Source organism: Streptomyces sp. NPDC021020 (assembly GCF_044333285.1).
Taxonomy (GTDB): domain Bacteria; phylum Actinomycetota; class Actinomycetes; order Streptomycetales; family Streptomycetaceae; genus Actinacidiphila.
The window spans coordinates 503897-527584 of the sequence record NZ_JBIRQQ010000006.1; the positions used below are offsets into that span (position 1 = coordinate 503897).

The 23688-nt window shown below is 74.1% G+C and carries 18 protein-coding genes and 2 pseudogenes; 10 read left to right on the forward strand and 10 right to left on the reverse strand.

The window, feature by feature from the left end:
- The first annotated feature begins 107 nt into the window (after positions 1-107).
- Positions 108-548, forward strand: coding sequence for an ATP-binding protein (locus ACH4SL_RS20955; RefSeq protein ID WP_398447593.1), 441 nt, complete (start codon positions 108-110; stop codon positions 546-548).
- Entirely contained in the window at positions 539-982 is a 444-nt protein-coding gene (locus tag ACH4SL_RS20960; protein ID WP_398447595.1) for a hypothetical protein, read from the forward strand. Before ACH4SL_RS20955 ends, ACH4SL_RS20960 begins: the two co-directional genes overlap by 10 nt.
- A 205-nt stretch (positions 983-1187) precedes the next feature.
- On the opposite strand, the gene ACH4SL_RS20965 is transcribed toward ACH4SL_RS20960, so the two are convergent.
- Both ACH4SL_RS20965 and ACH4SL_RS20970 read right to left on the reverse strand, forming a co-directional pair.
- Positions 1188-1883 (reverse strand): response regulator, encoded by a 696-nt coding sequence (locus tag ACH4SL_RS20965; RefSeq protein WP_398447597.1) that lies wholly within the window; start codon positions 1881-1883, stop codon positions 1188-1190.
- Positions 1880-3319, reverse strand: a complete 1440-nt coding sequence (locus ACH4SL_RS20970) for a sensor histidine kinase (RefSeq protein ID WP_398447599.1) — start codon at positions 3317-3319, stop codon at positions 1880-1882. Before ACH4SL_RS20970 ends, ACH4SL_RS20965 begins: the two co-directional genes overlap by 4 nt.
- A gap of 216 nt (positions 3320-3535) precedes the next feature.
- Here ACH4SL_RS20970 and ACH4SL_RS20975 point away from each other — a divergent pair, with 216 nt between their 5' ends.
- The 5 genes and pseudogenes from ACH4SL_RS20975 to ACH4SL_RS20995 all read left to right on the forward strand — a co-directional run.
- Positions 3536-4261, forward strand: a complete 726-nt coding sequence (locus tag ACH4SL_RS20975; RefSeq protein WP_398447601.1) for an ABC transporter ATP-binding protein — start codon at positions 3536-3538, stop codon at positions 4259-4261.
- On the forward strand, positions 4258-6666 hold the full coding sequence (locus tag ACH4SL_RS20980) for an FtsX-like permease family protein (RefSeq protein ID WP_398447603.1): 2409 nt from the start codon (positions 4258-4260) through the stop codon (positions 6664-6666). The genes ACH4SL_RS20975 and ACH4SL_RS20980 overlap by 4 nt, the downstream gene beginning before the upstream one ends.
- Before the next feature lie 125 nt (positions 6667-6791).
- Positions 6792-7085, forward strand: a complete 294-nt coding sequence (locus ACH4SL_RS20985) for a zinc-ribbon domain-containing protein (RefSeq protein WP_398447605.1) — start codon at positions 6792-6794, stop codon at positions 7083-7085.
- 329 nt (positions 7086-7414) lie between these two features.
- Positions 7415-7864: pseudogene (locus ACH4SL_RS20990) on the forward strand (ATP-binding cassette domain-containing protein); the annotation flags it as partial.
- A gap of 198 nt (positions 7865-8062) precedes the next feature.
- Positions 8063-9217: pseudogene (locus ACH4SL_RS20995) on the forward strand (SpoIIE family protein phosphatase); the annotation flags it as partial.
- 21 nt (positions 9218-9238) lie between these two features.
- Here ACH4SL_RS20995 and ACH4SL_RS21000 read toward each other — a convergent pair.
- Positions 9239-10366, reverse strand: coding sequence for a tyrosine-protein phosphatase (locus tag ACH4SL_RS21000; protein ID WP_398447607.1), 1128 nt, complete (start codon positions 10364-10366; stop codon positions 9239-9241).
- A 152-nt stretch (positions 10367-10518) separates the two neighbouring features.
- Here ACH4SL_RS21000 and ACH4SL_RS21005 point away from each other — a divergent pair, with 152 nt between their 5' ends.
- Entirely contained in the window at positions 10519-11271 is a 753-nt protein-coding gene (locus ACH4SL_RS21005; RefSeq protein ID WP_398447609.1) for a GntR family transcriptional regulator, read from the forward strand.
- Positions 11272-11331: 60 nt separating this feature from the next.
- Here the strand turns inward: ACH4SL_RS21005 and ACH4SL_RS21010 are convergent, their stop codons facing one another.
- The 3 genes from ACH4SL_RS21010 to ACH4SL_RS21020 form a co-directional block, all read right to left on the reverse strand.
- Positions 11332-13359 carry a protease pro-enzyme activation domain-containing protein gene (locus ACH4SL_RS21010; protein ID WP_398447611.1) on the reverse strand — a complete coding sequence of 676 codons (2028 nt, stop codon included), beginning with the start codon at positions 13357-13359 and terminating at the stop codon, positions 11332-11334.
- A gap of 183 nt (positions 13360-13542) precedes the next feature.
- Positions 13543-14376 carry a polysaccharide deacetylase family protein gene (locus tag ACH4SL_RS21015; protein WP_398447613.1) on the reverse strand — a complete coding sequence of 278 codons (834 nt, stop codon included), beginning with the start codon at positions 14374-14376 and terminating at the stop codon, positions 13543-13545.
- Positions 14377-14526: 150 nt separating this feature from the next.
- Positions 14527-15384, reverse strand: a complete 858-nt coding sequence (locus tag ACH4SL_RS21020; protein WP_398447615.1) for an oxidoreductase — start codon at positions 15382-15384, stop codon at positions 14527-14529.
- A 238-nt stretch (positions 15385-15622) separates the two neighbouring features.
- Between ACH4SL_RS21020 and ACH4SL_RS21025 the strand changes: the two genes are divergently transcribed.
- Positions 15623-17035, forward strand: coding sequence for an NAD(P)/FAD-dependent oxidoreductase (locus ACH4SL_RS21025; RefSeq protein WP_398447617.1), 1413 nt, complete (start codon positions 15623-15625; stop codon positions 17033-17035).
- 43 nt (positions 17036-17078) lie between these two features.
- Here the strand turns inward: ACH4SL_RS21025 and ACH4SL_RS21030 are convergent, their stop codons facing one another.
- From ACH4SL_RS21030 to ACH4SL_RS21045, 4 genes are all read right to left on the reverse strand, one after another.
- Positions 17079-17654 carry a hypothetical protein gene (locus ACH4SL_RS21030; RefSeq protein WP_398447619.1) on the reverse strand — a complete coding sequence of 192 codons (576 nt, stop codon included), beginning with the start codon at positions 17652-17654 and terminating at the stop codon, positions 17079-17081.
- Positions 17651-19084, reverse strand: coding sequence for an ATP-binding protein (locus ACH4SL_RS21035; protein WP_398447621.1), 1434 nt, complete (start codon positions 19082-19084; stop codon positions 17651-17653). The genes ACH4SL_RS21030 and ACH4SL_RS21035 overlap by 4 nt, the downstream gene beginning before the upstream one ends.
- 227 nt (positions 19085-19311) lie before the next feature.
- Positions 19312-20040 carry a response regulator gene (locus tag ACH4SL_RS21040; RefSeq protein ID WP_398447623.1) on the reverse strand — a complete coding sequence of 243 codons (729 nt, stop codon included), beginning with the start codon at positions 20038-20040 and terminating at the stop codon, positions 19312-19314.
- 89 nt (positions 20041-20129) lie between these two features.
- Positions 20130-21470: a hypothetical protein gene (locus tag ACH4SL_RS21045; protein ID WP_398447625.1), complete on the reverse strand. Its 1341-nt coding sequence runs from the start codon at positions 21468-21470 to the stop codon at positions 20130-20132.
- A 243-nt stretch (positions 21471-21713) separates the two neighbouring features.
- Between ACH4SL_RS21045 and ACH4SL_RS21050 the strand changes: the two genes are divergently transcribed.
- Positions 21714-23681: a transglycosylase domain-containing protein gene (locus ACH4SL_RS21050; RefSeq protein ID WP_398447627.1), complete on the forward strand. Its 1968-nt coding sequence runs from the start codon at positions 21714-21716 to the stop codon at positions 23679-23681.
- The last annotated feature ends 7 nt before the right edge of the window (positions 23682-23688 follow it).

Genomic DNA, 23688 nt, shown 5'->3' on the forward strand with positions numbered 1-23688 from the left:
GGACGCTACGTCACTGTCGGTGCCCCGAGCGCTACGCGAGGCTGAACAGCAAGGTCCCGGCGTCTTCTCGTCCCGGGACCCGGCCGCCCCCCAGCGCAAGGCCCGATATGAGCGAAGCGATCAGCACCACGACCCGACACCTGGAACTGCCCTGCGAGGCGTCCGCCGTGCAGTGGGCGCGGGCGCAGGCGCAGGACGTGTTCAAGGGGTGGGAGGTGCCGAAGGAGACTGCCGAGGACGCGTTGCTCGTCATCTCGGAGCTGGTCACCAACTGCCTGCGGCACGCCGGCGGTTCGCCCGCCAGGGCGGGGTGCCTGCTGAGCCTGCGGCGACTGCCGGACCACGTGCTGGTGTGCGTCTACGACGACGACCGCCACCCGCCCGTCCTGCGGCACCCCGCCGAGGACGAGCCCGGCGGGCGCGGGCTCCAACTGGTCGCGGGACTCAGCCGCGACTGGGGCTACACCTACCCCGCGCCCACCTCGGGCAAGTCAGTGTGGGCCCAACTGCCCCTCCCCACAGGAACGGAGACGCCCGTATGTCCGTAACACCGCACCACCCCCAGGTCTGCGGGGAACGCGCCACACTCCCCGCCGACCTCGCCGACGCCGCACAGCGGTTCGCACCCCCGGGCACCACCTACCCCGAGGACGTCGAACGCGCCCTGCGCTGCACGCTGGAGGCGCACACCCTCGGCGACCACCACGCCTTCGTCCTCGAACTCCCCGGCCCCGGCACCGGCGCGGTGTGGACCAGGTGGACCCGCGGCCACACCCCCGCGATCGTGCTCGTCCTCCCCGACTGCCCGGCCGACGAGCCCTGCTGCGAGTACGCCGGACACCCCGGCGCCCACACCTGGCAGTTCCCGCGCGCCCCCTTCACCCCCACCGGCGGGACAGCCGCCGACGAGACCCGGGAGGGGGACGATCCGGGGGTGCCCCCGCAGGAATGCGCTTGCCAGTCCCTTCACGGCTACGCATGAGGGCGAACGCGCATTCCGAGGAGGTACCCCCGGAGTGGCCCCCGACCCCACCCACCGCGCAGGCGCGCGATGCCCCGCCGGGTACACCGGGGGCTGCGTGGGGGTACCCCCAGGCGAAGCTCTGGGGGAGAACGGAGCGAGCAACCACCCACCGGCCGGTGGTCCGGAAACGACAGCAACTGCCCCTCCGGGCCGGTGACTACCCTCACCCCGGTGGGGCTTGCGCGGAGCCCGGCGTGACGAGGCCGGACTCGTACGCGGCCACCACCGCCTGCGCGCGGTCGCGCAAGCCGAGCTTTGAGAGGATTCGCGTCACATGCGTCTTGACGGTCGCCTCGCTCACGCCCAGCGCGGCAGCCAGCTCCGCGTTGCTGAGGCCGCCTGCGAGGTGGCGGAGGACCTCGGATTCGCGGGGGGTCAGCGCGGCGAGGTCGCGGTGGACGGTGGAGGGCCCGCCGGGGTGCGCCGCGAAGCGTTCGACGAGGCGGCGGGTGATCGCGGGGGCGAGCAGCGCGTCGCCGGAGCGGACGAGGCGGACCGCGGCGACGAGGTATTCGGGGGTGACGTCCTTGAGGAGGAAGCCGCTGGCTCCGGCGGCGAGGGCGGCGTAGACGTAGCGGTCCAGGTCGAAGGTCGTGAGGATGAGGACCTGGGGGTCGTCGGGGGCGCCGCCGAGGATGCGGCGGGTGGCCTCCAGGCCGTCGAGGCGGGGCATGCGGATGTCCATGAGGACGATGTCCGGGCGCGTGCGGCGCACCGCCGCCACCGCCTCCTCGCCGTCGGAGGCCTCGGCGACGACCTCGATGCCCGCGGCGGTGAGGATCATCCGGAAACCGGTGCGCACCAGGCCCTGGTCGTCGGCGATGACGACCCGCAGCGGCTCCCCCGGCGATGCGTTCATGCGTCCCCCACCGGGATGACGGCCCGGACCCGGTAGCCGCCGGATATGCGGCGCCCGGCGTCGAGGGTCCCACCGTAGACGGCGAGGCGTTCGCGCAGGCCGAGCAGCCCGCGGCCGTTCCCGGCGGAGGCGGCCGGGGAGGGGGTGCCGCCGGTGTCGGCCACTTCGACGTGGACCTCGCCGGGGCGGTAGGCGACGCTCACGGTGACGCTCGCGCCCGAGGCGTGCTTGACGGCGTTGGTGAGGGCCTCCTGCGCCACGCGGTACGCCGCCAGATCCACGCCCGCGGGCAGCGGGACGGGGGTACCGGTCACGGTGAAGGCGACCGGCATGCCCGTGCCGCGCACCCGGTCGGCGAGCGCCCCGACCTGTCCGAGGCCGGGCTGCGGGGCCAGCTCGGCCTCCGGCCCATCCGTTTCCGGCTCCTCCGCCGCCAGGGCGCCCGGCGAGGTGGTCGTCATCGACAGCAGGCCCATGATGTGCCGGAGTTCGGACATCGCGGCGCGCCCCGCGGACTCGACGGCGAGCAGCGCCTCGCGGGCCAGCTCGGGTTCCTTGTCCAGCACCGTGCGGGCCGCGCCCGCCTGCACGGTCATCATGCTGACGTTGTGCGTCACGACGTCGTGCAGCTCGCGGGCGATCCTGGCCCGCTCGTGCTCGACGGCGAGCTGCGTGGCGGCCGCCTGCTCGGCCTGCATGGCGCGCATCCGCTGCCGCCAGATGTGCACGGCGTTGGCGGCCAGGCCCAGCGGCAGCAGCAGCACGAACGGCACGAAGCTCGGCGAGAAGGACGGCAGGGCCTGGTGGCGGGCTATGAGCAGCAGCACCCCGCCGGTGGCGAGTGCGCCGATCGCGCGCCGCCGGTAGGGGCTGTAGAGCGCGGCCGCGTAACCGGCGAGCACGGTGGAGATGAAGGTGAAGGCGGCCGAGGGGTCCTCCACGCCCTGGTCGGACCAGGAGTGCGCGGTCAGCGCGTGGAAGAGCAGTGACGAGCCGAGCACCGCGGTGAACGCGCTCAGCGGCCAGCGGCGGCGCACCGCGAGGGGGATCGCCGTGAGCGCTCCGAGGACGATCAGCCAGACCGCGGGCTGCGGCGCGTTCGCCACGAGGGCGTGCGGCCCGGGAATCGGCGGCGGGTCGGGCGGGCGGGGCATGCCCGGGCCGGGGAGGGCGACCTTGGCACCGGCGCGGACCGGGCCGTCTCCCGTCGCGCCGCTGGCCGTGGCGTACGCGGTGGCTGCGGCGAGCACGACGGCGGCGATCACGTCCGCCGTCCAGGCCCAGCGCGACAGCGGCTGCGGCGGCGACGCCGACCGGCCCGGCGCGGGCGGCGCCGGGGGCAGCACACCGGCCAGGGCGGCCCTGGCGCGGGCGGCCCCGACGGCGATGCCCTGCGGCATCCTGCTGACCGGCCCCACCGGCTCCGACGTGCTCACCCGCCCAGTGTGCCGGGCCCCCACCGCCCCCCACATCCCCCCGCCGTAGCGTCCCGCCCCCGCCACGTCAGACCAGCCGCGTACACCCCCGGGATGACGCCGAACGGGGTCCGACCACCGCGGTAGCCGTCTTCCACACGGCGGCCGACGCGCTGCCGCGGCCCCCGCTCCTAGCGTCTGGCGCACTGACGACACACGGCTCGGGGGAGGACCCACATGAGCAGTGCACCCCTCATCGACATCCGCGAGGTGCGTAAGAGTTACGGCGACGGCCCGGCGGCCCTGGACGGGCTCGACCTCGCCGTCCGGGCCGGGGAGGCGCTCGCCGTCCTGGGGCCGTCCGGGAGCGGCAAGTCGACGCTGCTCAACATGGTCGCGGGCCTGGACCGGCCGACCGAGGGCAGCGTCACGGTCGACGGCGTCCGGGTCGACACGCTGAGCGAGACCGGGTCCGCGCGCTACCGGCGTGAACGCATCGGCATGGTCTTCCAGTTCTTCAACCTGCTCGACGACCTGACCGTGCTCGACAACGTACTGCTGCCCTCGCAGCTCGTCGGCGCGGGGCGCGCGTCGGCGCACGCCCGGGCGGCGGAGCTGCTGGACTACCTCGGCATCGCCCGGCACTCCCGCGCGTACCCCGGGCGGCTGTCCGGCGGGGAGCGGCAGCGCGTCGCGGTGGCGCGGGCGCTGATGAACCGTCCCGCGCTGCTGCTCGCCGACGAGCCGACCGGCGCGCTGGACACCGCGTCGGGCGCGGAGGTCCGCGCGCTGCTCACCGAGCTGAACGCGGACGGCCAGACGATCCTGCTGGTCACCCATGACCTGGCGCTCGCCGAGGCGTGCGCGAGCCGAACGATCGAGCTGGTCGACGGCCGTATCGTGCGCGACGTCAGCGGTAGCAGCGGCCAGGGCGACAGCGGCGCCGCGGCGGTGGCGCGATGAGCGCGCTCGGCAAGGTGGTGCGGGCCGGGGTCGGGCGGCGGCGCGTCCAGACGGTGGTGATGGCGCTCACCACGATGATGGCCGTCACCGCGTCGATCATGGCCGCGGGGCTGGTCGTCGCCTCGCGGGCGCCCTTCGACCACGCCTTCGCGCAGCAGCGCGGCGCGCATCTGACGGCGCGCTTCGACGGCTCGAAGGCGACCGCGGCGCAGGTCGCCGCGACCGCGCACGCCCCGGGGGTCACGGCCGCGGCCGGGCCCTTCGCCATGGTCACCGCCTCCCCGCGGCTCACGGACGGCCGCGGCGGGATGATCGCCTCGCAGTTGGCGCCGCTGACGATCGCGGGCCGCGCCGACCGGGGCGGCCCGGTGGACGCGGTCACGCTGGTCGAGGGCCACTGGCTCACCGGCCCCGGTCAGATCGTGATCGCGGCGAACGACGACGGCCCGGACCTCTTCCGGCCGGGCGCGACCACGGAATTCCCCGGCCTGCCCGGCGCGCCGAAGCTGACGATCGTCGGCCTCGCCCGTTCGGTCAGCAGGACCGCGGACGCCTGGGTGGTGCCCGCGCAGATGGCGGCGTTCGCCGCGCCGGGCGCCGTACCGTCGTACGAGATGCTCTACCGCTTCGCGCATGCCGGGACGGGCGCGCAGGTCACGGCGGGCAGGGCGGCGGTGGCCGCGGCGGCGCCGAAGGGGGCGCTCACGGCGGGGCTGTCGTATCTGACGACCAAGCATGTGGCCGACGAGCAGAGCGCGACGTTCGTGCCCTTCATCGTGGCCTTCGGGGTGCTGGGGCTGGTGATGTCGGTGCTGATCATCGGCATCGTCGTGAGCGGCGCGGTGAGCGCGGGCACCCGGCGGATCGGGGTGCTCAAGTCGCTCGGGCTGACACCCGGCCAGGTCGGGCGCGCGTACATCGGGCAGGCGCTGATCCCGGCCGCGGTCGGCACCGCGCTGGGTGTGCTGCTCGGCAACCTGGCGTCCGTACCGCTGCTGAGGCAAGCCTCGGACGCGTACGGCGCGGGGTCGCTCGCGGTGGCGTGGTGGCTGGACCTCGTGGTGCCCGCCGGGGTGCTCGCGCTGGTGGTGGTGAGCGCGCTGGCTCCGGCGCTGCGGGCGGCCCGGCTGCGTACGGTCGAGGCGCTCGCGGTCGGCCGCACGCCGCGGGTCGGGCGGGGGCGGTTCGCCGCGCGGGTGGCCTCCCGGCTGCCGCTGCCGCGGGCGGTGACGATGGGGCTGGCCGGGCCGTTCGCGCGGCCGGGGCGCTCGGCGACGATCTGGGTGGCGGTCGCGTTCGGCGCGGTCGGTGTGACGTTCGCGTACGGGCTGGGCTCGTCGCTGTCGGCGATCCAGGACGGCCTCAACCGCGACACCCCCGGTCAGATCTCGATTCCCGTCCACGCGCCGCCGAAGGACGCGCCCCCGCCGGGACCGGCCAAAAACGCGGGCGGGGCGCCCCCCGCCCCGGCCGGCCGCCCCGCCCCGGTGGACACCGGCAAGCTGCTGAGCGCGATCAGCGGGCAGCAGGGCACGGCCGGATACGTCGGCACGAGCGAGGCGCGGGTGGGCGTCGCCGGGCTGGCGGGGGCGGCGCGGGCCGACGCCTACCAGGGCGACGCGTCCTGGGCGGCCTTGCAGATGGTCACCGGCCACTGGTTCACCGGCCCCGGCCAGATCGTGGTGGGGCACCGCTTCCTGGAGGCCACCGGCACGCACGTCGGCGGGACGGTCACGCTCGAAGGCGACGGGCGCAGCACGCGGGTGACGATCGTCGGCGAAGCGCTGATCGTCGACGACGCCCTGCGTTTCTCGACCGACTACCGGACGCTCACGGCGGTCGGTATCGACGCGCAGCCGGAGATGTTTCACGTGAAACTCACCCAAGGCGCCAATGCCCGGACGTATCTGACGGGCCTCAACGCGGCGCTGAAGCCGCTCGGCGTCGAGGCATTCCAGGAGGACAGCGGCAGCAGCGCCACCATCGTGGCGATGGACACGCTCATCGCCACGCTGACCTTGATGCTGGTCCTGGTCGCGGGGCTCGGCGTGCTCAACACCGTGGTGCTGGACACCCGCGAGCGCGTCCACGACATCGGGGTGATGAAGGCCCTGGGCATGTCACCGCGGCAGACGATCGCGATGGTCGTCACGTCGGTGGCCGGACTCGGGCTGCTCGCCGGGGTGGTCGGGGTCCCGGCCGGGATGGCGCTGCACGGCGTGATCGTCCCGGCGATGGGCTCGGCGGCCGGCACCCGCGTCCCGCACGCCGACATCGCCGTCTTCCACCCGGGGGTCGTCACGCTGCTCGCTCTCGCGGGCCTGGCCATCGCCGCCGCGGGCGCGATGCTGCCCGCCGGCTGGGCCGCCCGCACCCCGACGGCGACCAGCCTCAGGACCGAGTGAGCCGGGCGCCCGCGAGCAGGTGACCGGAAAAGACAGGAAAGGGGATGGCGCCCCCGCATATCGTGGTGTCGGCTTCGTACGGCACACTCTGCTGAGACAGGCAATCCCGTTGTGTGGGGGGACTCATGATCATATTCGGTTCGCGGACCTATCTTTACGCACTGGCCATGCTCACGCTGGTCTGCGGGCGCTGCGGAAATCCCGCTGCGCACTCGCTCAAGAAGCGCGTCACGAAGTTCACGCTCTTCTTCGTGCCGCTTTTCCCGCTCAGCACCAAATACCTGACGCAGTGCACCTTCTGCGGCGCCGCCCAGCAGATCACCAAGGAGCAGGCCGAGCAGCTCCAGTCCGGCGCCATGCAGCCGCAGCCGGCCATGGGCCAGCCCGCGGTGCACGACCACCAGCACCCCACTGCCTGAGGTTCCGCCTCAGGACTGCCTGACCGTATGAGCGGCCGCGGGCCCGCCCTCCCGGGCGCCCGCGGCCGCTGCCGTTCCCGCGCAAGCGCGCCCGGAGCCGTCTCGGACGGGCCGCCGCGCGCCGACTGTTGCCGGGCCGTTGCGCGGTCGTTGTACGGCCCTGGTGCGCTTCCCCCTTCCTGGGGGCAGACTTCGGTACGCGGGGGCCGACCCGGCGGTGCGCCGGGGTCGGGAGGCCGGGAGGCCGGGCGCCCCGGGGGCAGGAGGTGGTGTGCGTGAGCGACAGCCCGCTGCTGGCCGTGCGCGGAGTCTCCAAGCGGTTCGGCGCGGTGCAGGCGCTCCGCGAGGTCGGCCTGACCGTCCGGGAGGGCGAGGTCGTCGGCCTGGTCGGCAGCAACGGTGCGGGTAAGTCCGCGCTGGTCAAGGTCCTCTCCGGGGTGACGCCGCCCGACGAGGGCGTGGTGGAGTGGTGCGGCCGCCCGGTCGAGCTGCGCCGCCCGCAGGACGCCATGGAGCTGGGCATCGCCACGATCCACCAGGACCTGGCGCTGTGCGACAACCTCGACACCGTCCAGAACCTCTTCCTCGGCCGGGAGTTGCGCACCTTCGGGATGCTCAGCGAGATCCGGATGGAGAAGCGCGCCCGCGCCCTGCTGGACAGCCTGTCGGTGCGGATCGAGAGCCTGCGCACGCCCGTCGCGTCGCTGTCCGGGGCGCAGCGGCAGGCGGTGGCGATCGCCCGGGCGCTCCTCGGCGAGCCGCGGCTGATCGTCCTCGACGAGCCGACGGCCGCGCTCGGCCCGCGGCAGGCGGCCCGGGTGCTGGAGCTGGTGCAGCGGCTGCGTGAGCAGCGGCTCGGGGTGCTGCTGGTGAGCCCGGAGCTGGACGAGGTGCGGGCGGTCGCGGACCGGGTGGCGGTGCTGCGGGTCGGCCGCAACACCGGCCTGTTCGACACCAAGTACAGCACCCAGGAGCAGATCGACTCGGCCATCACCGGCAGCACCGCGATGGCCGTCGACCTCCAGCAGAGCCTGCTGCCGCACGGCCTGCCCGAGCAGAACGCACTGGACGTCGCCTTCCGCTACCTGCCCGCGCAGGCGGGTGTCGGCGGCGACTGGTTCGACGTCATCCCGCTGCCCGGCGCACGCGTCGCGCTGGTGGTCGGCGACATCGTCGGGCACGGCATGCACGCGGCGGCCACGATGGGCCGGCTGCGGACGGCCGTCTTCAACTTCTCCATGCTGGACCTGCCGCCCGACGACCTGCTGGCCCATCTGGACGACCTGGTCGGCCGGATCGACAAGGATGAGACCGGGGACGGGCCGGTGCAGCCCGGGGCGGCCCCGATCACCGGGGCGACGTGCCTGTACGCGGTGTACGACCCGGTGACGCGGGTCTGCGAGATGGCCAGGGCCGGCCATCTGCCGCCCGCGCTGGTCGCCCCCGACGGCACGGTGGAGCTGCTGGACGTGCCCGCGGGCCCGCCGCTGGGCCTGGGCGGGCTGCCCTTCGAGGCCGCCGAATTCCGGCTGGAGGAGGGCAGCCGGCTGGTCCTGTACACCGACGGCCTGGTCGAGGACCGCAGCCGCGACATCGACGTCGGCCTGGACGGGCTGCGCGCGGCGCTCGCCGGCCACCCGGACCGCGGTGCGGACGCGACCTGCGACGCGGTCGTCCGCGCCCTGCTGCCCGCAGCGCCCACCGACGACATCGCGCTGCTCGTCGCCGCGACGCGCGCGCTGCCCGCGAGCCGTATCGCCCGCTGGGACGTGCCCTCCGACCCCGCCGCGGTGGCCGCCGTACGCAACGCGGCGACCGACCGGCTGACCGAATGGGGCCTGGACGAGCTGGCGTTCACCACCGAGCTGATCCTCAGCGAGCTGATCACCAACGCGATCCGGTACGCCACCGGGCCCATCGACGTACGGCTGCTGCTGGACCGCACCCTCATCTGCGAGGTCGCCGACGCCAGCAGCACCAGCCCGCACCTGCGGTACGCCGCGACCACCGACGAGGGCGGGCGCGGCCTCTTCCTGGTGGCGCAGATGGGCGAGCGGTGGGGCACCCGCTACACCAAGGGCGGGAAGATCATCTGGGTCGAGCAGCGCATCCCCCGCGCCGCCCGACCCTGACCTCCCGCGGCCGAAGGGGTGTCAGCCGACCAGCAGCCGCCGGCGCAGCTCGCGCACGTCGCGGCTGTCGAAGCCGAGCGCCGCGTCGAGGTAGCGGTCGAAGGAGCCGTACTTCCGCGCGACCTCGTCGAAGCCCGCGTTCAGGTACTCCGGGCGGACGTCGAGCAGCGCCTTGTACGCCGGGCGCATGGCCTCGGGGAGCTGCGCGAGGGCGGCGGCGTTCTCGGCGGCGCGGTAGGTGTTGCTGGCCAGGTAGTCCTGCACGACGGTCGCGCGCGGCACACCGAGCGCGGTCAGCAGCGTCGCGCTGGCCCAGCCGGTGCGGTCCTTGCCCGCGGTGCAGTGGTAGACCACGGCGGCCGCGCGCGGGTCGGCGGCGGCGTCGACGAGCGTGGTGTAGGCCTTCTTGGCGTTGTCGCCGGAGACCATGGTGCGCTCGCCCTCGGTCATCATCTGCTCGGCTGCGTCCTCGGTGGTGGGCAGCGCGCCGGACAGCGCGTCGCCGAGCACGTCGGCGACGACGTAGCGCGTACCGGACGGGAGGCGGTCGGGGGCGGTGCCGCGCTCGGTGGCGGTGCGCAGGTCGATGTCGGTGCGGATGCCGAGCCGGTGCAGGGTCGCGAGGTCGGCGTCGGTGAGGGCGCTCAGGTCGCCGGAGCGGTAGAGGACGCCCATCCGCACCCACTGGCCGTCGGTGGTGCGGTAGCCGCCCGCGTCACGGAAGTTGGGGGCGGAGGCGAGGTGCAGCGAGCGGTCGGCGATCGTCAGCGGCTGCCCGTGGTCCGGGACGAGCTCGAACCACCAGCGGTCGGCCGTGCCGGGCGAGGGCACGGTGACGGTGGCGGTGCCGCGGCCGGTCGCGAGGGCGTGGCCGTGCGCGATGTGCTGCTGGTCGCGCCCGGCGTAGACGGAGACGCGGCCGACGCCGGGGGCCGAGGTCCAGCTGATGCTGAAGGAGCCGTTCGCCTGCTGCGTGACGGTCGCGGCCGTGAAGGGGATCGCGTGGTGCGCGGCGGGCGTGGAGTGCCCCGGCTTCGACGGGTGCGCGGAGTGCGCGGAGGCGGCCGCGGTGCCGGTCGCGAGGGCGCCGAGGGTGAGCGCGGCGGTGACGCCGGTGGCCAGGACGCGGCGGCGGCTGAGGTCGGACATGGCGATATCTCCTGAGGTCAGAGGTGACATCTATACGTCTAGATTTCGCGGATGACGCCCCGGGCCCGCCCGCCGTACGCCCCGCCGACGCCCAGGTGAACTCCCGGTGCGCGACCGCCGCAGCCGTGGAGGATCGCTCTAGAATCCGTACGGTGTTGCAGCGCCACGGCACCGTCCCCCTCTACCGCCAGCTCGCGCAGCGGCTCCAGCGCCGGATCGACGCGGGGGAATTCGCCGCGGGCGCGGCCCTGCCCAGCGAGCCGGAGCTGGCCGCGCACTACGCCGTCAACCGGCTGACCGTGCGGCAGGCGATGGGCGAGCTGGACCGGGCCGGGACGATCGAGATCCGGCGCGGCATCGGCACCTTCGTCCGCACCCGGGTCCCGCAGGTGTCGGTGCACGTCAACCCGCGCAGCCAGGCCGTGGACGCGCCGCCGGGCCCGGACGGGGCGCCGCCGCCCGACCCGCAGGCCGCCCGCGTCGAGCGCGTCCTCGGCACCGCCGCCGCGGACGAGGGCGGCGAGGCCGTCCGCGCGCTCGCCCGGCCCGCGGCCGAGCTGGGCCGGATCGACACCCTGGTCGCCCCGGACGGCCGGCCGCTCGCGGTGTGCAGCTACTGGCTCGACGCCGGCCTCGTCCCCGAGGTGCTGCCCGCGCTGGAGGCCACCGCCAACCTGGCCGCGGCCCTGCACCAGGTGCTCGGCCACCGGGTCGAGTACGACTGGCGGGCCTTCTCCGCGACGGCCGCCGACCTCACCGACGCGCCGCTGCTCGGCGTGCCCACCGGCCACCCGCTGCTGGTCCGCGAGGGCGTGAGCTGCGCCCCGGACGGCACGCCGCTGTATTTCGTCCGCCGCCGGATCCGCGGCGACGCGCTGCGCTTCGTCCTGCACTACCGCGACTGAGCCGGGTGGAAAACGCAGGAGCCGGGCCCCGAGGGACCCGGCTCCTGCGTCAAAGGACGGTCAGTGGTGGCCGAAGGACCGCAGGTAGGCCAGCGTCGGGGTGCCGAGGCCGGTCGCGTTGTCGTAGCCGCGGACGGCGTTGAGCGAGGTGTCCTGGCCGAAGGCGACAAGCCGTACGGTCAGCGCGCCGTTGACCTCACCGAAGTCGACGATGCTGCTCAGCGGGGTCTTGGCGTGGTGCGCCGCGTTCTCGTCGACGACGTCGCGCAGCAGGTCCGGGTGCGCGTAGAGCACCGGGTTGGCGAAGCCGATCGCATGGTGGCGGGCCTGGATCGCGTCGGCCTGGAGCGCCGCGAATTCCGGCGAGCTGACGCTCGTGCCGCCGTAGCCGCCCTCGCTGTAGTCGGCGCCGTCGGAGATGCCGACCAGCACCGAGGTGTAGAGGTCGCCGTTCATCGAGACGTCGGGGGTGACGCGCTGCGCGGTGCGGCTGTGCGCGCCGGTCATCAGGGTGTGCGCGAGCGAGGACGGGACGGCGCCGCGCTGGTACGCGGGCTGCGCGAAGTCCTCGCTGGTGCCGCCGCCACCGCCGAAGTAGAAGGGCGCGGGCACCGAGGGCACCCAGCTCGTACCGTCCGCCGACAGGTTGGAGCGCAGGGTGCCCATGTCGGTCTCGAAGCCGTACGTGCCGGACTTCGACGAGATGCCGAGCGCGGTGCCGCCGACCGAGGTCACCCACGGGTCGGAGTCGGGCCAGTTGGCCTGCGCGCGCGGGGTGTCGGCCTGGCAGTTGGCGCCGGTCGCGGCCGCGGTCGGGCTGGAGTCGCCGCAGTCGCCCGCGGAGAAGCCGACGCCGATGCCCTCGGCCGCGGCCTGCTGGAAGACCTGCTCGTAGGCGGCGATCTCGGACGCCGAGACGTCGGCGTTGTCCGTGGTGTGCATGATCTCGCCCCACGAGTTGGAGATCACGTCCGCGAGGTGGCCGTCCACGATCGTGGTGATCGCGCCGAGCAGGTCGTCGTCGTTGCACGAGTTGGCGCCGACGTAGACGACGTTCGCGTCCGGTGCGAGGCCGTGCGCCATCTCGACGTCCAGGGCCTCCTCGGGCGCCCAGCCCTCGGGGCCGCCGCACAGGTCCTGGTCCTCCCACTGCGAGGGGTCGACGACCTCGCGGTACTGCCCCGCCCGGAAGGCCTTGTCGCCGTGCGCGGTCGCGTACTGGTCGGCGTCCGCGAGCATCGTCGAGGAGGCGTACGCGTCCACGATCGCGACCGTCGCGCCCTTGCCGGTCAGGCCGGAGGCGGTGATGCCGTAGGCCTTGCGCAGCTGGGAGGGGTAGAAGGAGCACTGGTCGAAGGGCACCGCGCCCTTGGCGTATCCGGCGGGGCCGGCCGTCGTCGTCTTCTGGCCCCAGTAGTCCGAGCAGGTCGCGGTGGTCGGCAGCTGGTCGCCGGGCTTCTTGTGCCCGGCGGGGGTGGTGGCCGGGCCGCCGTCGTCCGTACGCACGTAGTCCGGGCGTACGACGTTGTCGCCGGCCGAGCTGAGGCCCGTCACGCCGAGGACGGCGGAGGCCACGGACGCGGGCACGGTGACGTCGCGGGCCGGGGCGTGCCGCAGCTTGCCGCTCACCCGGTAGTTGTGGATGCCGGTGCCGAAGGCCTTGGTGATCGCGCTGTTGGTGCCGCGTACGGTCACGGCGTGCGTGGTGCTGCCCAGCACCGTCAGACCGGCGCCCGTCGCCCACGCGGTGACGGCCTTGACCTGCGCGGCCGTGGCGCCGAACCGCGCCTGGTACTGCGCGGGGGTCAGGAACTGCCCGTAGGCGGCGTTCGCCGGGTCGGACACCGCGGTGGCGTACGCGGCCAGGCCCGCCGGGTCCTGGCCGGCGAGGTGGACGGTCCCGGTGATCTGGGTCGACGCCGCGACGGCGCCGGCGTCACCGGACGCGGTCGCCCACGCCGGGTGGCTGTCGGCGATGGTCTTCGCGGTCGGCGCGGCGGCGCCGGAGGCGGCCTGCGACGGGGCGGCGATCAGCAGCGAGCCGGACGCCAGGGCGAGCGAGGCCGCCGCGATCACGGCGGCCCGCACTGCACGGGGTGTGGATATGTCGGTGATGACGACTCCAACGTGGGGTTCGGTGAGCGGACTTGGCCGTTCGGTAACCGTTCATGGCGGCCACCGGGCTGTAGTGTGCACGCCAACCGAACCCGTAGGGAACCGTCGCAGGCGGTCCTTAGCGGGACCTTTAACTTCCGGCCCGCCGCGGGAGCGTCACTTGTAGACCTTGCCGGGCTGCGGATTCCCGGGCGCGAGCAGCTGCTTGACGGTGACGAAGGTGTAACCCTGCTGCTGGAGCGTGGAGATGATGCCGGGTATCGCGGCGATCGTGCCGTTGTAGCCCTTGTTCGTCGGGTCGACGAGGTCGTGCAGCAGGATGATGCCGTCCCGCTTGGTCTTCTTCAGGATCCGCTCCTGTATGAGCTTGGAGTCGGTGGTCTTGTAGTCGGCGCCGTCCGAGCTCCACACCACCTCCGACATGCCGAGGTCCTTGACGATCCCGGTGACGGTGGAGCTGGTGCGGCCCTGCGGCGGGCGCAGCAGCGTCGGCCGCACGCCGATGACCTTCTCGACGGCGTCCCGCCCCTCGGTGATCTCCTTGCGGACCTCGTCCTTGCTGATCTTCGTGAGGATCTGGTGCGACCACGTCAGCGTCTCGACCTCGTGGCCCTGCGCCGCCATCGCCTTCACCATCTCCGGGTGCTTCATCACGTGGTTCTTGCCGAGCGTGAAGAAGGTGGCGTGGACGTGGTATTTCGCCAGGATCGCCAGGATCTGCGGGGTGCGCACGCTGGGCCCCGCGTCGAAGGTGAGGGCCACGCACTTGGCCTTGCGGCAGTCGACGGTGCCGCCGTCGGAGGTGGCGGCGAAGGCCGCGGGGTGCGCGTCGGTGTGGCTGCGGGCGCTGGAGGGGTAGGTCGCGTCGTAGCCGTTGCAGCCGGTCAGGGTGGCGCCGAGGGCGGCGGTGCCGAGCAGGGCGGCGAGGGCGCGGGTGCGCTTGCGGGTGCGTATGTTGCTGGTGGTACGTATGAGGTGCGCGAGGCGCATGCGGAAGTCCTCCCCCGTGGTGGTGGTTTCGCCCACCGCGGGCGGACCGCGTGGAACTATACACATCGCGTATAGCGGGGCTGCGCGGGGGCCGGGGCGCTCGGGCCCCGGCCCCGTACGCGGACCGTACGCTCGCCGTACGACGGTACGTCAGACCGCGTTCAGCTCGGCCACCGCGTCCGCCGGCAGCTCCAGATCCGCCGCCGCGATGTTCTCCCGCAGGTGCGCGACCGAGGACGTGCCGGGGATCAGCACCATCGCGGGGGAGCGCTGGAGCAGCCACGCCAGCGCCGTCTGCTGCGGGGTCGCGCCGACCCGCGCGGCCACGGCCTCCAGCGTCGCCGACTGGAGCGGGGAGAAGCCGCCGAGCGGGAAGAAGGCGGCGAAGGCGATGCTCTCCTTCGCGGCCCGGTCCACGAGGGCGTCGTCGACGCGGTGCGCGATGTTGTAGAGGTTCTGCACCGTGACGACCGGGGCGATGGCCTGCGCCTCGGTGAGCTGCGCGTCGTTGATGTTGCTCAGGCCCAGATGCCGGATCTTGCCCTGCTCGCGCAGCTCGGCGAGGACGCCGAAGCCCTCCGCGACCGAGCCCTCCGAGGGGCCCTCGACGTCGCCGACCCGCAGGTTCACGACGTCCAGCGCCTCGACGCCGAGGTTGCGCAGGTTGTCCTCGACCGCCGAGCGCAGGCTCTCCGGCGAGAGCGCGGGCAGCCACGCGCCCTTGTCGTCGCGCCGGGCGCCGACCTTGGTGACCAGCACCAGGTCGTCGGGGTACGGGTGCAGGGCCTCGCGGATGATCTCGTTGGTGACGTGCGGGCCGTAGAAGTCGCTGGTGTCGATGTGGGTGACGCCCAGCTCGACCGCCGTCCGCAGCACGCGGACGGCCTCCGGCCGGTCCTTCGGCGGCCCGAACACGCCGGGCCCCGCGAGCTGCATCGCGCCGTATCCCATCCGGCTGAGGGTCAGACCGGGCGCGGGGGTGAACGTCCCTCCGGGAGTGCGTGTCATGTGGCGTGCCGCCTTTCGTCGCGGTGGGGGTTGCCCCCTCAGCCTCCCTCGCGCGGGGCGCGGCACCCAGAGCCCTCCGCTTCCTGGGACCGCGAGTCCCCCTATAAGGAGGCGCGGGAAACTCCGCGTGCGACCCACCGCCGGGGCAAGATCCCGGCGCGGCAGAATGGGGCAGCCCGGAGGGTTGGGGGAAGCGGCCCGCAGGGCAGGTTTGCGGGAGCGGCACGAAGGAGAGCTCATGGCGGGGGTTGGCCGGCGTACGGGCCGGGCGGTGGTGATCGGCGGCAGCCTCATGGGCATGCTCGCCGCGGCGGCGCTCGCGGAGACGATGACCGTCACGGTCGTCGAGCGGTACGAGCTTCCGCACGGGCCCCTCCCGCGCCAGGGGGTCCCGCAGGCGCGGCACGCCCATCTGCTGTGGTCCGGCGGCGCCCGCGCCCTCGACACGCTGGTGCCCGGCACGGCGGACGCCGTGCTCGCGGCGGGCGGCCGCCGTATCGCCGTCCCGTCCGACCTCGTCGTCCTGACCTCCGGCGGCTGGCTCACCCGCTTCCCCGAGCAGCAGTTCTTCCTCTCGGCGACGCGCGACCTGCTGGACTGGGCGGTACGCGAGCGCGTCACCCGGCTGCCCGGGGTGCGGACGCTGGCCGGCCGCTCGGTGCTCGGCCTGCGCGGCACCACGACCGCCGTCACCGGCGTGCTGGTGCACGACGGGCGGCGCGAGGAGACGCTGGAGGCCGACCTCGTCGTGGACGCGGGCGGCCGCGGCTCCTCGATGCCGCGCTGGCTGGACCGGCTGGGCCTGGCCCCGGTGCGCACCGACGTCGTCGACTCCGGCCTCGGCTACGCCAGCCGCTTCTTCCGGGCGCCGTCCGGTATGCGGTCCTTCCCGGCGGTGAACCTCCAGGCCGACCCGCGGCAGCCGGTGCCCGGCCTCAACGGCACGATCCTGCCCGTCGAGGACGGCCGCTGGCTCGTGACGCTGTCCGGTACGCGCGGCGCGCAGCCGACCGCGGACCCGGACGCGTTCGAGGCGTTCGCGCGGGGCCTGCGGCACCCGGTGCTCGCCGACCTCGTCTCGCGGCTCACCCCGCTGAGCGACGTGACGGTCTCGCACAGCACCGTCAACCAGCGGCGCCGCTACGAGCGGATGCGGGTCTGGCCGGAGGGCCTGGTCGTGCTGGGGGACGCGCTCGCGACGTACAACCCGCTCTACGGGCACGGGATGTCGGTCGCCGCCCGGCACGCGCTGGTGCTGCGCGACGAGGTCGCCCGCCGCCCGGGGCCGGGCCTGGCCCGGCGGGTGCAGCGCGGGGCGGCGCGGGCGGCGGACGCGGCGTGGGCGCTGGCCGCGGGCCAGGACCTGCGCTACCCGGAGGCGGAGGGGCAGGCGCCGGGGCCGCTCGGCGCGGTGATGGCCCGCTACTCGGACCGGCTGATGCACACGGCGACCCGGCGGCGCTCGGTGAGCCGCGCGTTCCTCGACGTCATGAGCCTGTCCGCGCCCCAGGCCGCGGCCCTGCGCCCGGACGTGGCGGCGACGGTCCTCAGCCCGTTCCACCCCGCTCCCCTGGAGGACCCGCCCTTCACGGCGGCGGAACGCGACCTGATGATCCCGCTCTTCACGGGCAAGGACGATCAGCGGGGCTGACGATCAGGGGCCGCCCACGGCTGACGGTCAGCGGCGCTGACGATCAGGGGTTCTGCTCCACCGGGAACGTCGCGACCGGCTTCGCCGGTGCCACCGCGGGGCAGGCGGCGGGGTCGGGCAGGGTGCCGTGCTGGGGGCGGCCCGCGGCGGTGACCTTGACGGCGGGCGGGGTACTGGTCGCGGAGAGCAGGGCCTCCGCCGTGGTGGCCGTGCAGACGATCTGGTCGACGGCGGCCGGGGGGAGGCGCCCGGCGTCCGGGCCGAGCTCGACCGTGAGGGTGTCCTCCGTGCGGTCCAGGCCGACCGAGCCCGGCGGCAGGACCAGCAGCGTCGTCAGGCCCAGCAGCTTGCCCTCCATGGGGGCGGGGCCCTTGAAGAGCAGGCTCAGCGCCCCCTCCGCCCCCACCGGCACGTTCCCCTGCCGCTGGACGGTGGCGAGGGTGCCGTCGTCCGTACGCACGAAGTACAGCGTGGTCGCCGGGCGGATCCCGCTGCCCGGCTCCCCCGCCTCCACCACGCCCGTGCTCGGGATCCCGCACCCGGCGAGGCCGGTGACGCCCGCGAGCGCGCCGGCCAGCACCGCGAGGAGCCGCCCCCGGCGGCGGAAGGCGCGGCTCATGAGCCGCGGGAGTCGCGGCGCAGCGGCAGCGTCACCGTGAAGGTCGCGCCCGCGCCGGGGCGGTCCGCCGCGGTGATGGTGCCGCCGTGCAGGTGGACGTTCTCCGCCGTGATGGACAGGCCCAAGCCGCTGCCCTCCGTCCGGGTCCGCGAGGTGTCGGACTTGTAGAAGCGGTCGAAGACGTGCGGCAGCACGTCCGCCGGGATGCCGGGCCCGTGGTCGCCGACCTCGATGACGGCCTCGTGGTCGCCGCCGGGCAGCGCCCGTACCGTCATCGTGAGCGTGACGGGCGGCGCCCCGTGCCGCAGCGCGTTGCCCGCGAGGTTGGCGACGATGACGTCGAGGCGCCGCGGGTCCACCCGCCCGCGGGCGGTGTCGGGCGGCGGCAGGTCGGTCGTGACGGTGTCCTGCCAGCCGCGGGTGGCGAGCGTACGGCGTACGGACTCGGCGAGGTCGACCTCGTCGAGGTGCAGGTCGGCGGCCCCGGCGTCGAAGCGGGAGATCTCCATGAGGTCGTCCACGAGCCGCACGAGCTTGACGGTCTCCCCGCTGATGAGGCGGACGGCGGTCGCGGTGTCGCCGTCGAGGTCGGCCGCGTCCTCGTCCAGGACGTCGGTGACGGCGGCCATCGCGGCGAGCGGGGTGCGCAGCTCGTGCGAGACGTCGGCGGCGAAGCGGCGGGCGCGGCCCTCCATACGGCGCAGCTCGGCGACGGAGGCCTCCAGCGCGGCCGCGGTGTCGTTGAAGGTGTGGGAGAGGTCGGCGAGTTCGTCGGAGCCGTGCACGGCGAGCCGGGTCTCCAGGTGCCCTTCGGCGATCCGCCGGGTGGCGCGCCGCAGCTCGCGGACCGGCCGCAGCACCCCGCGGGCGGCGAGCAGCGCGAGCAGGACGGCGACCAACAGCGCGGGCACGGTGGCGCGTTCGACGGCGGAGACGAGCGCGTCCACGTAGCCCTGCTCGTCGACCTGCGAGACGGTGAGGAAGACGGCGACGCCGGAGGGCCGCCGGGTGGTGTCGGGGGTGGCGAAGTCGACGGGCAGGCCGACGACGAGCGCGGGCCCGTGGTCGGTGGCGACCCGCTGGAAGACGGTGGCGGCCTTCGTCCGGACCGACTCCCTTACCTCCGGGGTGAGTTCGGGGAAGGTGTCGCCGGGCTCCGAGGTCGCGCTGAGGTCGCCGTAGGTGGCCAGGACGCGCCAGTTGACGGTGCGCTGGGCGTGCGCGAGGTCCGCGGCGAAGGCGTCCAGCTCGCGCTGGTCGGGCGGGAAGCCGAGGGTGGAGGCGAGGCTGTCGACGTCGTCGCGGAATTGCGTGATGACGGTGTCCTGCCCCTGCTGGAGCAGGCCGATACGGGCGGCGCGGAAGGCGAGCCCGCCGGTCGTGAGGGTGGCGAGGACGGCGACCAGCGCGAAGGCGACCAGCAGCCGCATCCGCAGGCCCCCGCGCGGCAGCCCGCCGCGCCGCGGCCCCTTGCGCCGCGGCGCCTGCGCGTCTGCGCCTGCCGGGCCCGGCTCCGTACGCGGTGCCTGAGCGGCTGCGCCCGCCGGGCCCGGCTCCGTACGCGGTGCCTGAGCGGCTGCGCCCGCCGGGCCCCGCTCCGTACGCGGTGCCTGCGCGGCGGTCGGCGCCGGACCCCGCTCCGTACGCGCTGCGTGCGTCACCGCGGCGCCTGCCGGGCCGCGGCGGAGAAGCGGCGGAACTGGTAGCCGAAGCCCCGCACGGTCTGGATGCAGCGCTCCTCCGCGGGCTCGTCCAGCTTGGTGCGCAGCCGCTTCACGCACGCGTCCACGAGCCGGGCGTCGCCGTGGTAGCTGTGCTCCCACACCGCTTCGAGCAGCTGCTGGCGGCTGAAGACCTGGCCGGGGGACGCGGACAGCAGGAGCAGCAGGCGCAGTTCGGAGGGCGCGAGCGGGACGGGTACGCCGTGCCGGGCGACGGTGAGGGCGGCGCGGTCGATCGTGAGGTCGCCGTGGCGTTCGGGGCGCGGCACCGGCCCGGCGCCGCCCGGACCCGAGCCGGGGCCGGCGACGCGGCGCAGCACCGCGCGGATCCGCGCGTCCAGCACCCGCGCCTGCACCGGCTTGACCACGTAGTCGTCGGCGCCCGCCTCCAGACCGACGACGATGTCGATGTCGTCGCCGCGCGCGGTCGCCATGATGATCGGCACCTGGTCGTCGCTGTCGCGGATCCGCCGGCAGACCTCCAGGCCGGGCATTCCGGGCAGCATCAGGTCGAGCACGACCACGTCGGGGCGCTGGGCCCGCAGGTGCGCGAGCCCCTCCTCGCCGCTCGGGACCGCGGCGACGTCGTGCCCCTGCCGGCGCAGCGCGAGCAGCAGCCCCTCGCGGACCGCGCGGTCGTCCTCGATCACCAGCAGCCGTGCCATGCCCTCAGTATCCGGACCTCTGGCCCCGGCATCCGTTTTTGTTACGGGACGATCACATAATCCGGGTCACATGACAGGCATCCCGGGCGTCACTTCAGGAACGTCGACCAGTCCGGCGACTCCGCCGGGTCCAGCGTGCGCAGCTTCGCCAGGACCGCCGGGTCCTGGACGTCGAGCCAGTCGCTCAGCTCCTTGAAGGACACGCACTGCACGCCCTTGCGGTGGCACACGTCCTTGACGACGTCCTCGACGGCCTGCATGTAGATGCCGCCGTTCCACGTCTCGAAGTGGTTGCCGATGAAGAGCGGGGCGCGACTGCCGTTGTAGACGCGCTCGAAGCCGTTGAGGTACGCCTGCCGGGATTCCTTCTCCCAGGTGGGGAATTGGGCCGGGTCGCCCTGCGTGACGTCGCCGCCGGACTGGTTGTAGAGGAAGTTGAAGTCCATCGCGAGGATCTGCTGCTCCTTGCCCGGGTAGGGCATGAGCTGCAGCGGGAAATCCCACACGCCGTCCTTCTGCTGCGGCCACATCTGGAAGTCGCCGGGCGAACTGGCGTCGTAGCGCCAGCCGTTGGCCTTCTCGGCGGGCAGCAGGTTCTTCTGGCCCTCCAGGCAGGGGGCGCGGCCGCCGGCCAGCTCCTTGGAGTAGTCGAAGGGCAGCGGCGGGATGTCGGTGAAGCCGGTGTTCGTCTTCCAGTGCTCCACGAAGGAGTACGCCTGCGCGATCTCGCTCTGCCAGTCGGCGGTGCTCCACGTGCCGCCGCCGCCCGGGTCGGGGGCGCAGAAGTGGCCGTTGAAGTGGGTGCCGATCTCGTCGCCGTCCTGCCAGGCGAGCCGCAGCTGCTCCAGCGTCCAGCGGATGTGCTCGTCGGTGGGGAAGTCGATCGCGGAGTCGCCGCGGCCGTGCCGGGGCGGCTGGTAGAGGCTGCGCTTGTCCTTGGGCACGGTGTAGATGCCGCTGAGGAAGAACGTCATGTGCGCGCCGTTCTGCTCGGCGACCTTGCGGAAGCGCGAGAAGAGGTGGTCGTCGTTCTCCAGCGCGCCGTCCCACGAGAACACCACGAACTGCGGGGGTTTCTCCCCCGGTTTGAGCTTGTGCGGCACGAGCTGGTGCGCCTGCGGCCCGGTGTCGGACGTCGAACCGTCCCCGATCACCCGGGTCTTGCCGTCCCACGCGGGCGGGCTGCTGCTCGGCGCCTTCGTCACGGGCGCGGTCGCCTTCCCGGGCGGTACGGCGTCGGCCCGCGCCTTCCGCACGGCGCCGCTCCCGCCCGAACCGCCGTGCGTGACGGCCACGGTGACGGCTCCGGCCGTGCCGAGCAGCCCCGTACACAGCAGGCCGCACACGGCGGCGGTACGGCGGCGGCCCCGCACCCCGGCGCGCCGGGCCAGCCGGCGCACGGCCGGGAAGCGCTTCCTCGCGGTAGTCATGCCGCCACCGTCCGGCGGCCACATGACCGCGCCTGGCCCGATTCGTCACAGGACGGCAACGGGCCGTGCCCGTCCGAGAGTTGGCCCCGGGACGGGTCGCGACCGGCAACGTACGGCGCCCGTAAGGCTGTTACACACCTGTCGCCTACCGGTCCCGGTCCGGTCCCGTTGCGCTTCCTACGGTGACGCCCGCCGCGGGCGTTCCGCGGTGTCATCGGACGGGAGGCGGCAGCGGTGCGGAAAGTGACCGACGTCCTGCGGCGGCTGCGCGTCCCCCGGGTCCGGTGGCGCGCCGCCCTGCGCGTGCTGCGCCCCCGCTACCCCCGCCCCGGGCGCCGCGGGGTGCGGCGCTGGCTGCCTTCGCCGCGGCAGACGGTGCTGGCCTTCTGCTGGGCGCTGGCCCTGCTCGCCGGGCTCATCGGCTACGGCTACGCCCGCACGCAGATCCCCACGGACCTCAACGCCTTCGCCACCCAGCAGGACAACGTCTACTACTGGGCGGACGGCACCGAGATGGCCCGCGTCGGCCCCGTCGACCGGCAGTCGATGCCGCTCAGCCGGATCCCCAAGTCCCTCCAGGGGGCGGTCCTTTCGGCGGAAAACGCGTCCTTCTACACCGACTCCGGCATCTCGCTGCGCGGCATCACCCGCGCGGTCAAGGCCATGGCGACCGGCGGCGAGGCGCAGGGCGGCTCGACGATCACCCAGCAGTACGTCAAGAACGTCTACCTCAGCCAGTCCCGCACGCTCTCGCGCAAACTCACCGAGATGTTCCTCGCGGTGAAACTGGACCGCAAGCTCAGCAAGGACCAGATCCTCGACGGCTACCTCAACACCAGCTGGTTCGGGCGCGGCGCCTACGGGGTGCAGCGGGCGGCGAAGGCGTACTACGGCAAGGACGTCTCGCAGCTGACCGTGAGCGAGAGCGCGCTGCTGGCCGCGGTGCTCAAGGGCGCGGGCATGTTCGACCCGGCGCTCAGCCCCGCCAACCACAAGCGGGCGGTGGAGCGTTGGTCGTGGGTGCTGGACCGGATGGTGCAGACCGGCCATCTGTCCGCCGCGGCGCGCAAGGCCATCACCGTCTTCCCCGAGCCGCAGGCCCCGCCCCGCCCCGCGGGCCTCGGCGGGCAGACCGGCTACCTCGTCGACACCGCGCGCGCGTACGTCTCCGCGCACAGCGACATCTCCGACGCGGAGTTCGACCGCGGCGGCTACCAGATCTACACGACCTTCGAGAAGCCCCGCGTCACCGCCCTCGCGACCTCCGTCCAGGGCCAGTTGGCGGCGCTGGACCCCGCGTCGCGCCCCGCCGACCGGGACGTACGGGTCGGCGCCGCGTCCGTCGCGACGGACGGCCGTATCCTCGCGCTCTACGGCGGGCCCGACTACGTGAAGCAGGGCTTCGACGACGCCAACATCGCGATCGTCCCCGTCGGTACGGTCTACGCCCCCTTCGTCTACGCGGCCGGCCTGCGCGACGGCGCCCAGCTCACCCGCGACGCCCCGCGCACCCCCGTCACGCCCGGCACCCTCTACGACGGCGACGACAAGACAGCCGTCCGCACCCCGGAGGGCCCGTACTGGAGCCGCGACGGCAAGATCGTCCGCGTCGCGAACGACGGCGGCCGGTCATGGGGCCATATCCCGCTGAGCAAGGCGGTCGCCGAGGGCGTCAACACCGCCGTCGTCCAGCTCGGCATGGACGTCGGCATCGACCGCGTCCGCCGCGCCTCGGTCGACGCGGGCCTGCTGCCCGACAGCGGATTCGCCGAGCAGATCCCGCAGTTCTCGCTGGGCACGGCCACCCCGAGCCCGATCCGCGTCGCGGGCGCGTACGCCACCTTCGCCGCCCACGGCACCCACACCGACCCCTACTCCGTCCTCCGCGTCACCCGCGACGGCGACCCCGCCCCCCTCCGCACCCCCGCCGTGACCCACCCCTTCACCCCCCAGGTCGCCGCCGACGTCACCGCCGCCCTGTCACGCGGCAAGGACCGCACGGGCCTGGCCGGCACCGCCCCCGACAACACCTCCGCCTGGTACGCCGGCTGGACCCCCGGCGCGTCCACAGCCGTCGCCCTCTTCCGCATCAACCCCAAGACCCAGCAGACCGAACCCCTGACCGCCACGACCGGCACCCGCCCCCACGAGCACACGGGCAGCACCTTCCCGACATCGATCTGGTCCACGTACGCAACAGCGACAGGCTGAGCCCAGG

What these genes read in the sequence shown, in the direction of transcription:
- ACH4SL_RS21025 (WP_398447617.1), top strand. Translation starts at nt 15,623, where the DNA reads ATGGCGGGGGTTGGCCGGCGTACGGGCCGGGCGGTGGTGATCGGCGGC.
- ACH4SL_RS20955 (WP_398447593.1), top strand. Translation starts at nt 108, where the DNA reads ATGAGCGAAGCGATCAGCACCACGACCCGACACCTGGAACTGCCCTGC.
- ACH4SL_RS21020 (WP_398447615.1), bottom strand. Translation starts at nt 15,384, where the DNA reads ATGACACGCACTCCCGGAGGGACGTTCACCCCCGCGCCCGGTCTGACC.
- ACH4SL_RS20975 (WP_398447601.1), top strand. Translation starts at nt 3,536, where the DNA reads ATGAGCAGTGCACCCCTCATCGACATCCGCGAGGTGCGTAAGAGTTAC.
- ACH4SL_RS21040 (WP_398447623.1), bottom strand. Translation starts at nt 20,040, where the DNA reads ATGGCACGGCTGCTGGTGATCGAGGACGACCGCGCGGTCCGCGAGGGG.
- ACH4SL_RS20985 (WP_398447605.1), top strand. Translation starts at nt 6,792, where the DNA reads ATGATCATATTCGGTTCGCGGACCTATCTTTACGCACTGGCCATGCTC.
- ACH4SL_RS21045 (WP_398447625.1), bottom strand. Translation starts at nt 21,470, where the DNA reads ATGACTACCGCGAGGAAGCGCTTCCCGGCCGTGCGCCGGCTGGCCCGG.
- ACH4SL_RS21015 (WP_398447613.1), bottom strand. Translation starts at nt 14,376, where the DNA reads ATGCGCCTCGCGCACCTCATACGTACCACCAGCAACATACGCACCCGC.
- ACH4SL_RS21030 (WP_398447619.1), bottom strand. Translation starts at nt 17,654, where the DNA reads ATGAGCCGCGCCTTCCGCCGCCGGGGGCGGCTCCTCGCGGTGCTGGCC.
- ACH4SL_RS21000 (WP_398447607.1), bottom strand. Translation starts at nt 10,366, where the DNA reads ATGTCCGACCTCAGCCGCCGCCGCGTCCTGGCCACCGGCGTCACCGCC.
- ACH4SL_RS21035 (WP_398447621.1), bottom strand. Translation starts at nt 19,084, where the DNA reads ATGCGGCTGCTGGTCGCCTTCGCGCTGGTCGCCGTCCTCGCCACCCTC.
- ACH4SL_RS20960 (WP_398447595.1), top strand. Translation starts at nt 539, where the DNA reads ATGTCCGTAACACCGCACCACCCCCAGGTCTGCGGGGAACGCGCCACA.
- ACH4SL_RS20980 (WP_398447603.1), top strand. Translation starts at nt 4,258, where the DNA reads ATGAGCGCGCTCGGCAAGGTGGTGCGGGCCGGGGTCGGGCGGCGGCGC.
- ACH4SL_RS20965 (WP_398447597.1), bottom strand. Translation starts at nt 1,883, where the DNA reads ATGAACGCATCGCCGGGGGAGCCGCTGCGGGTCGTCATCGCCGACGAC.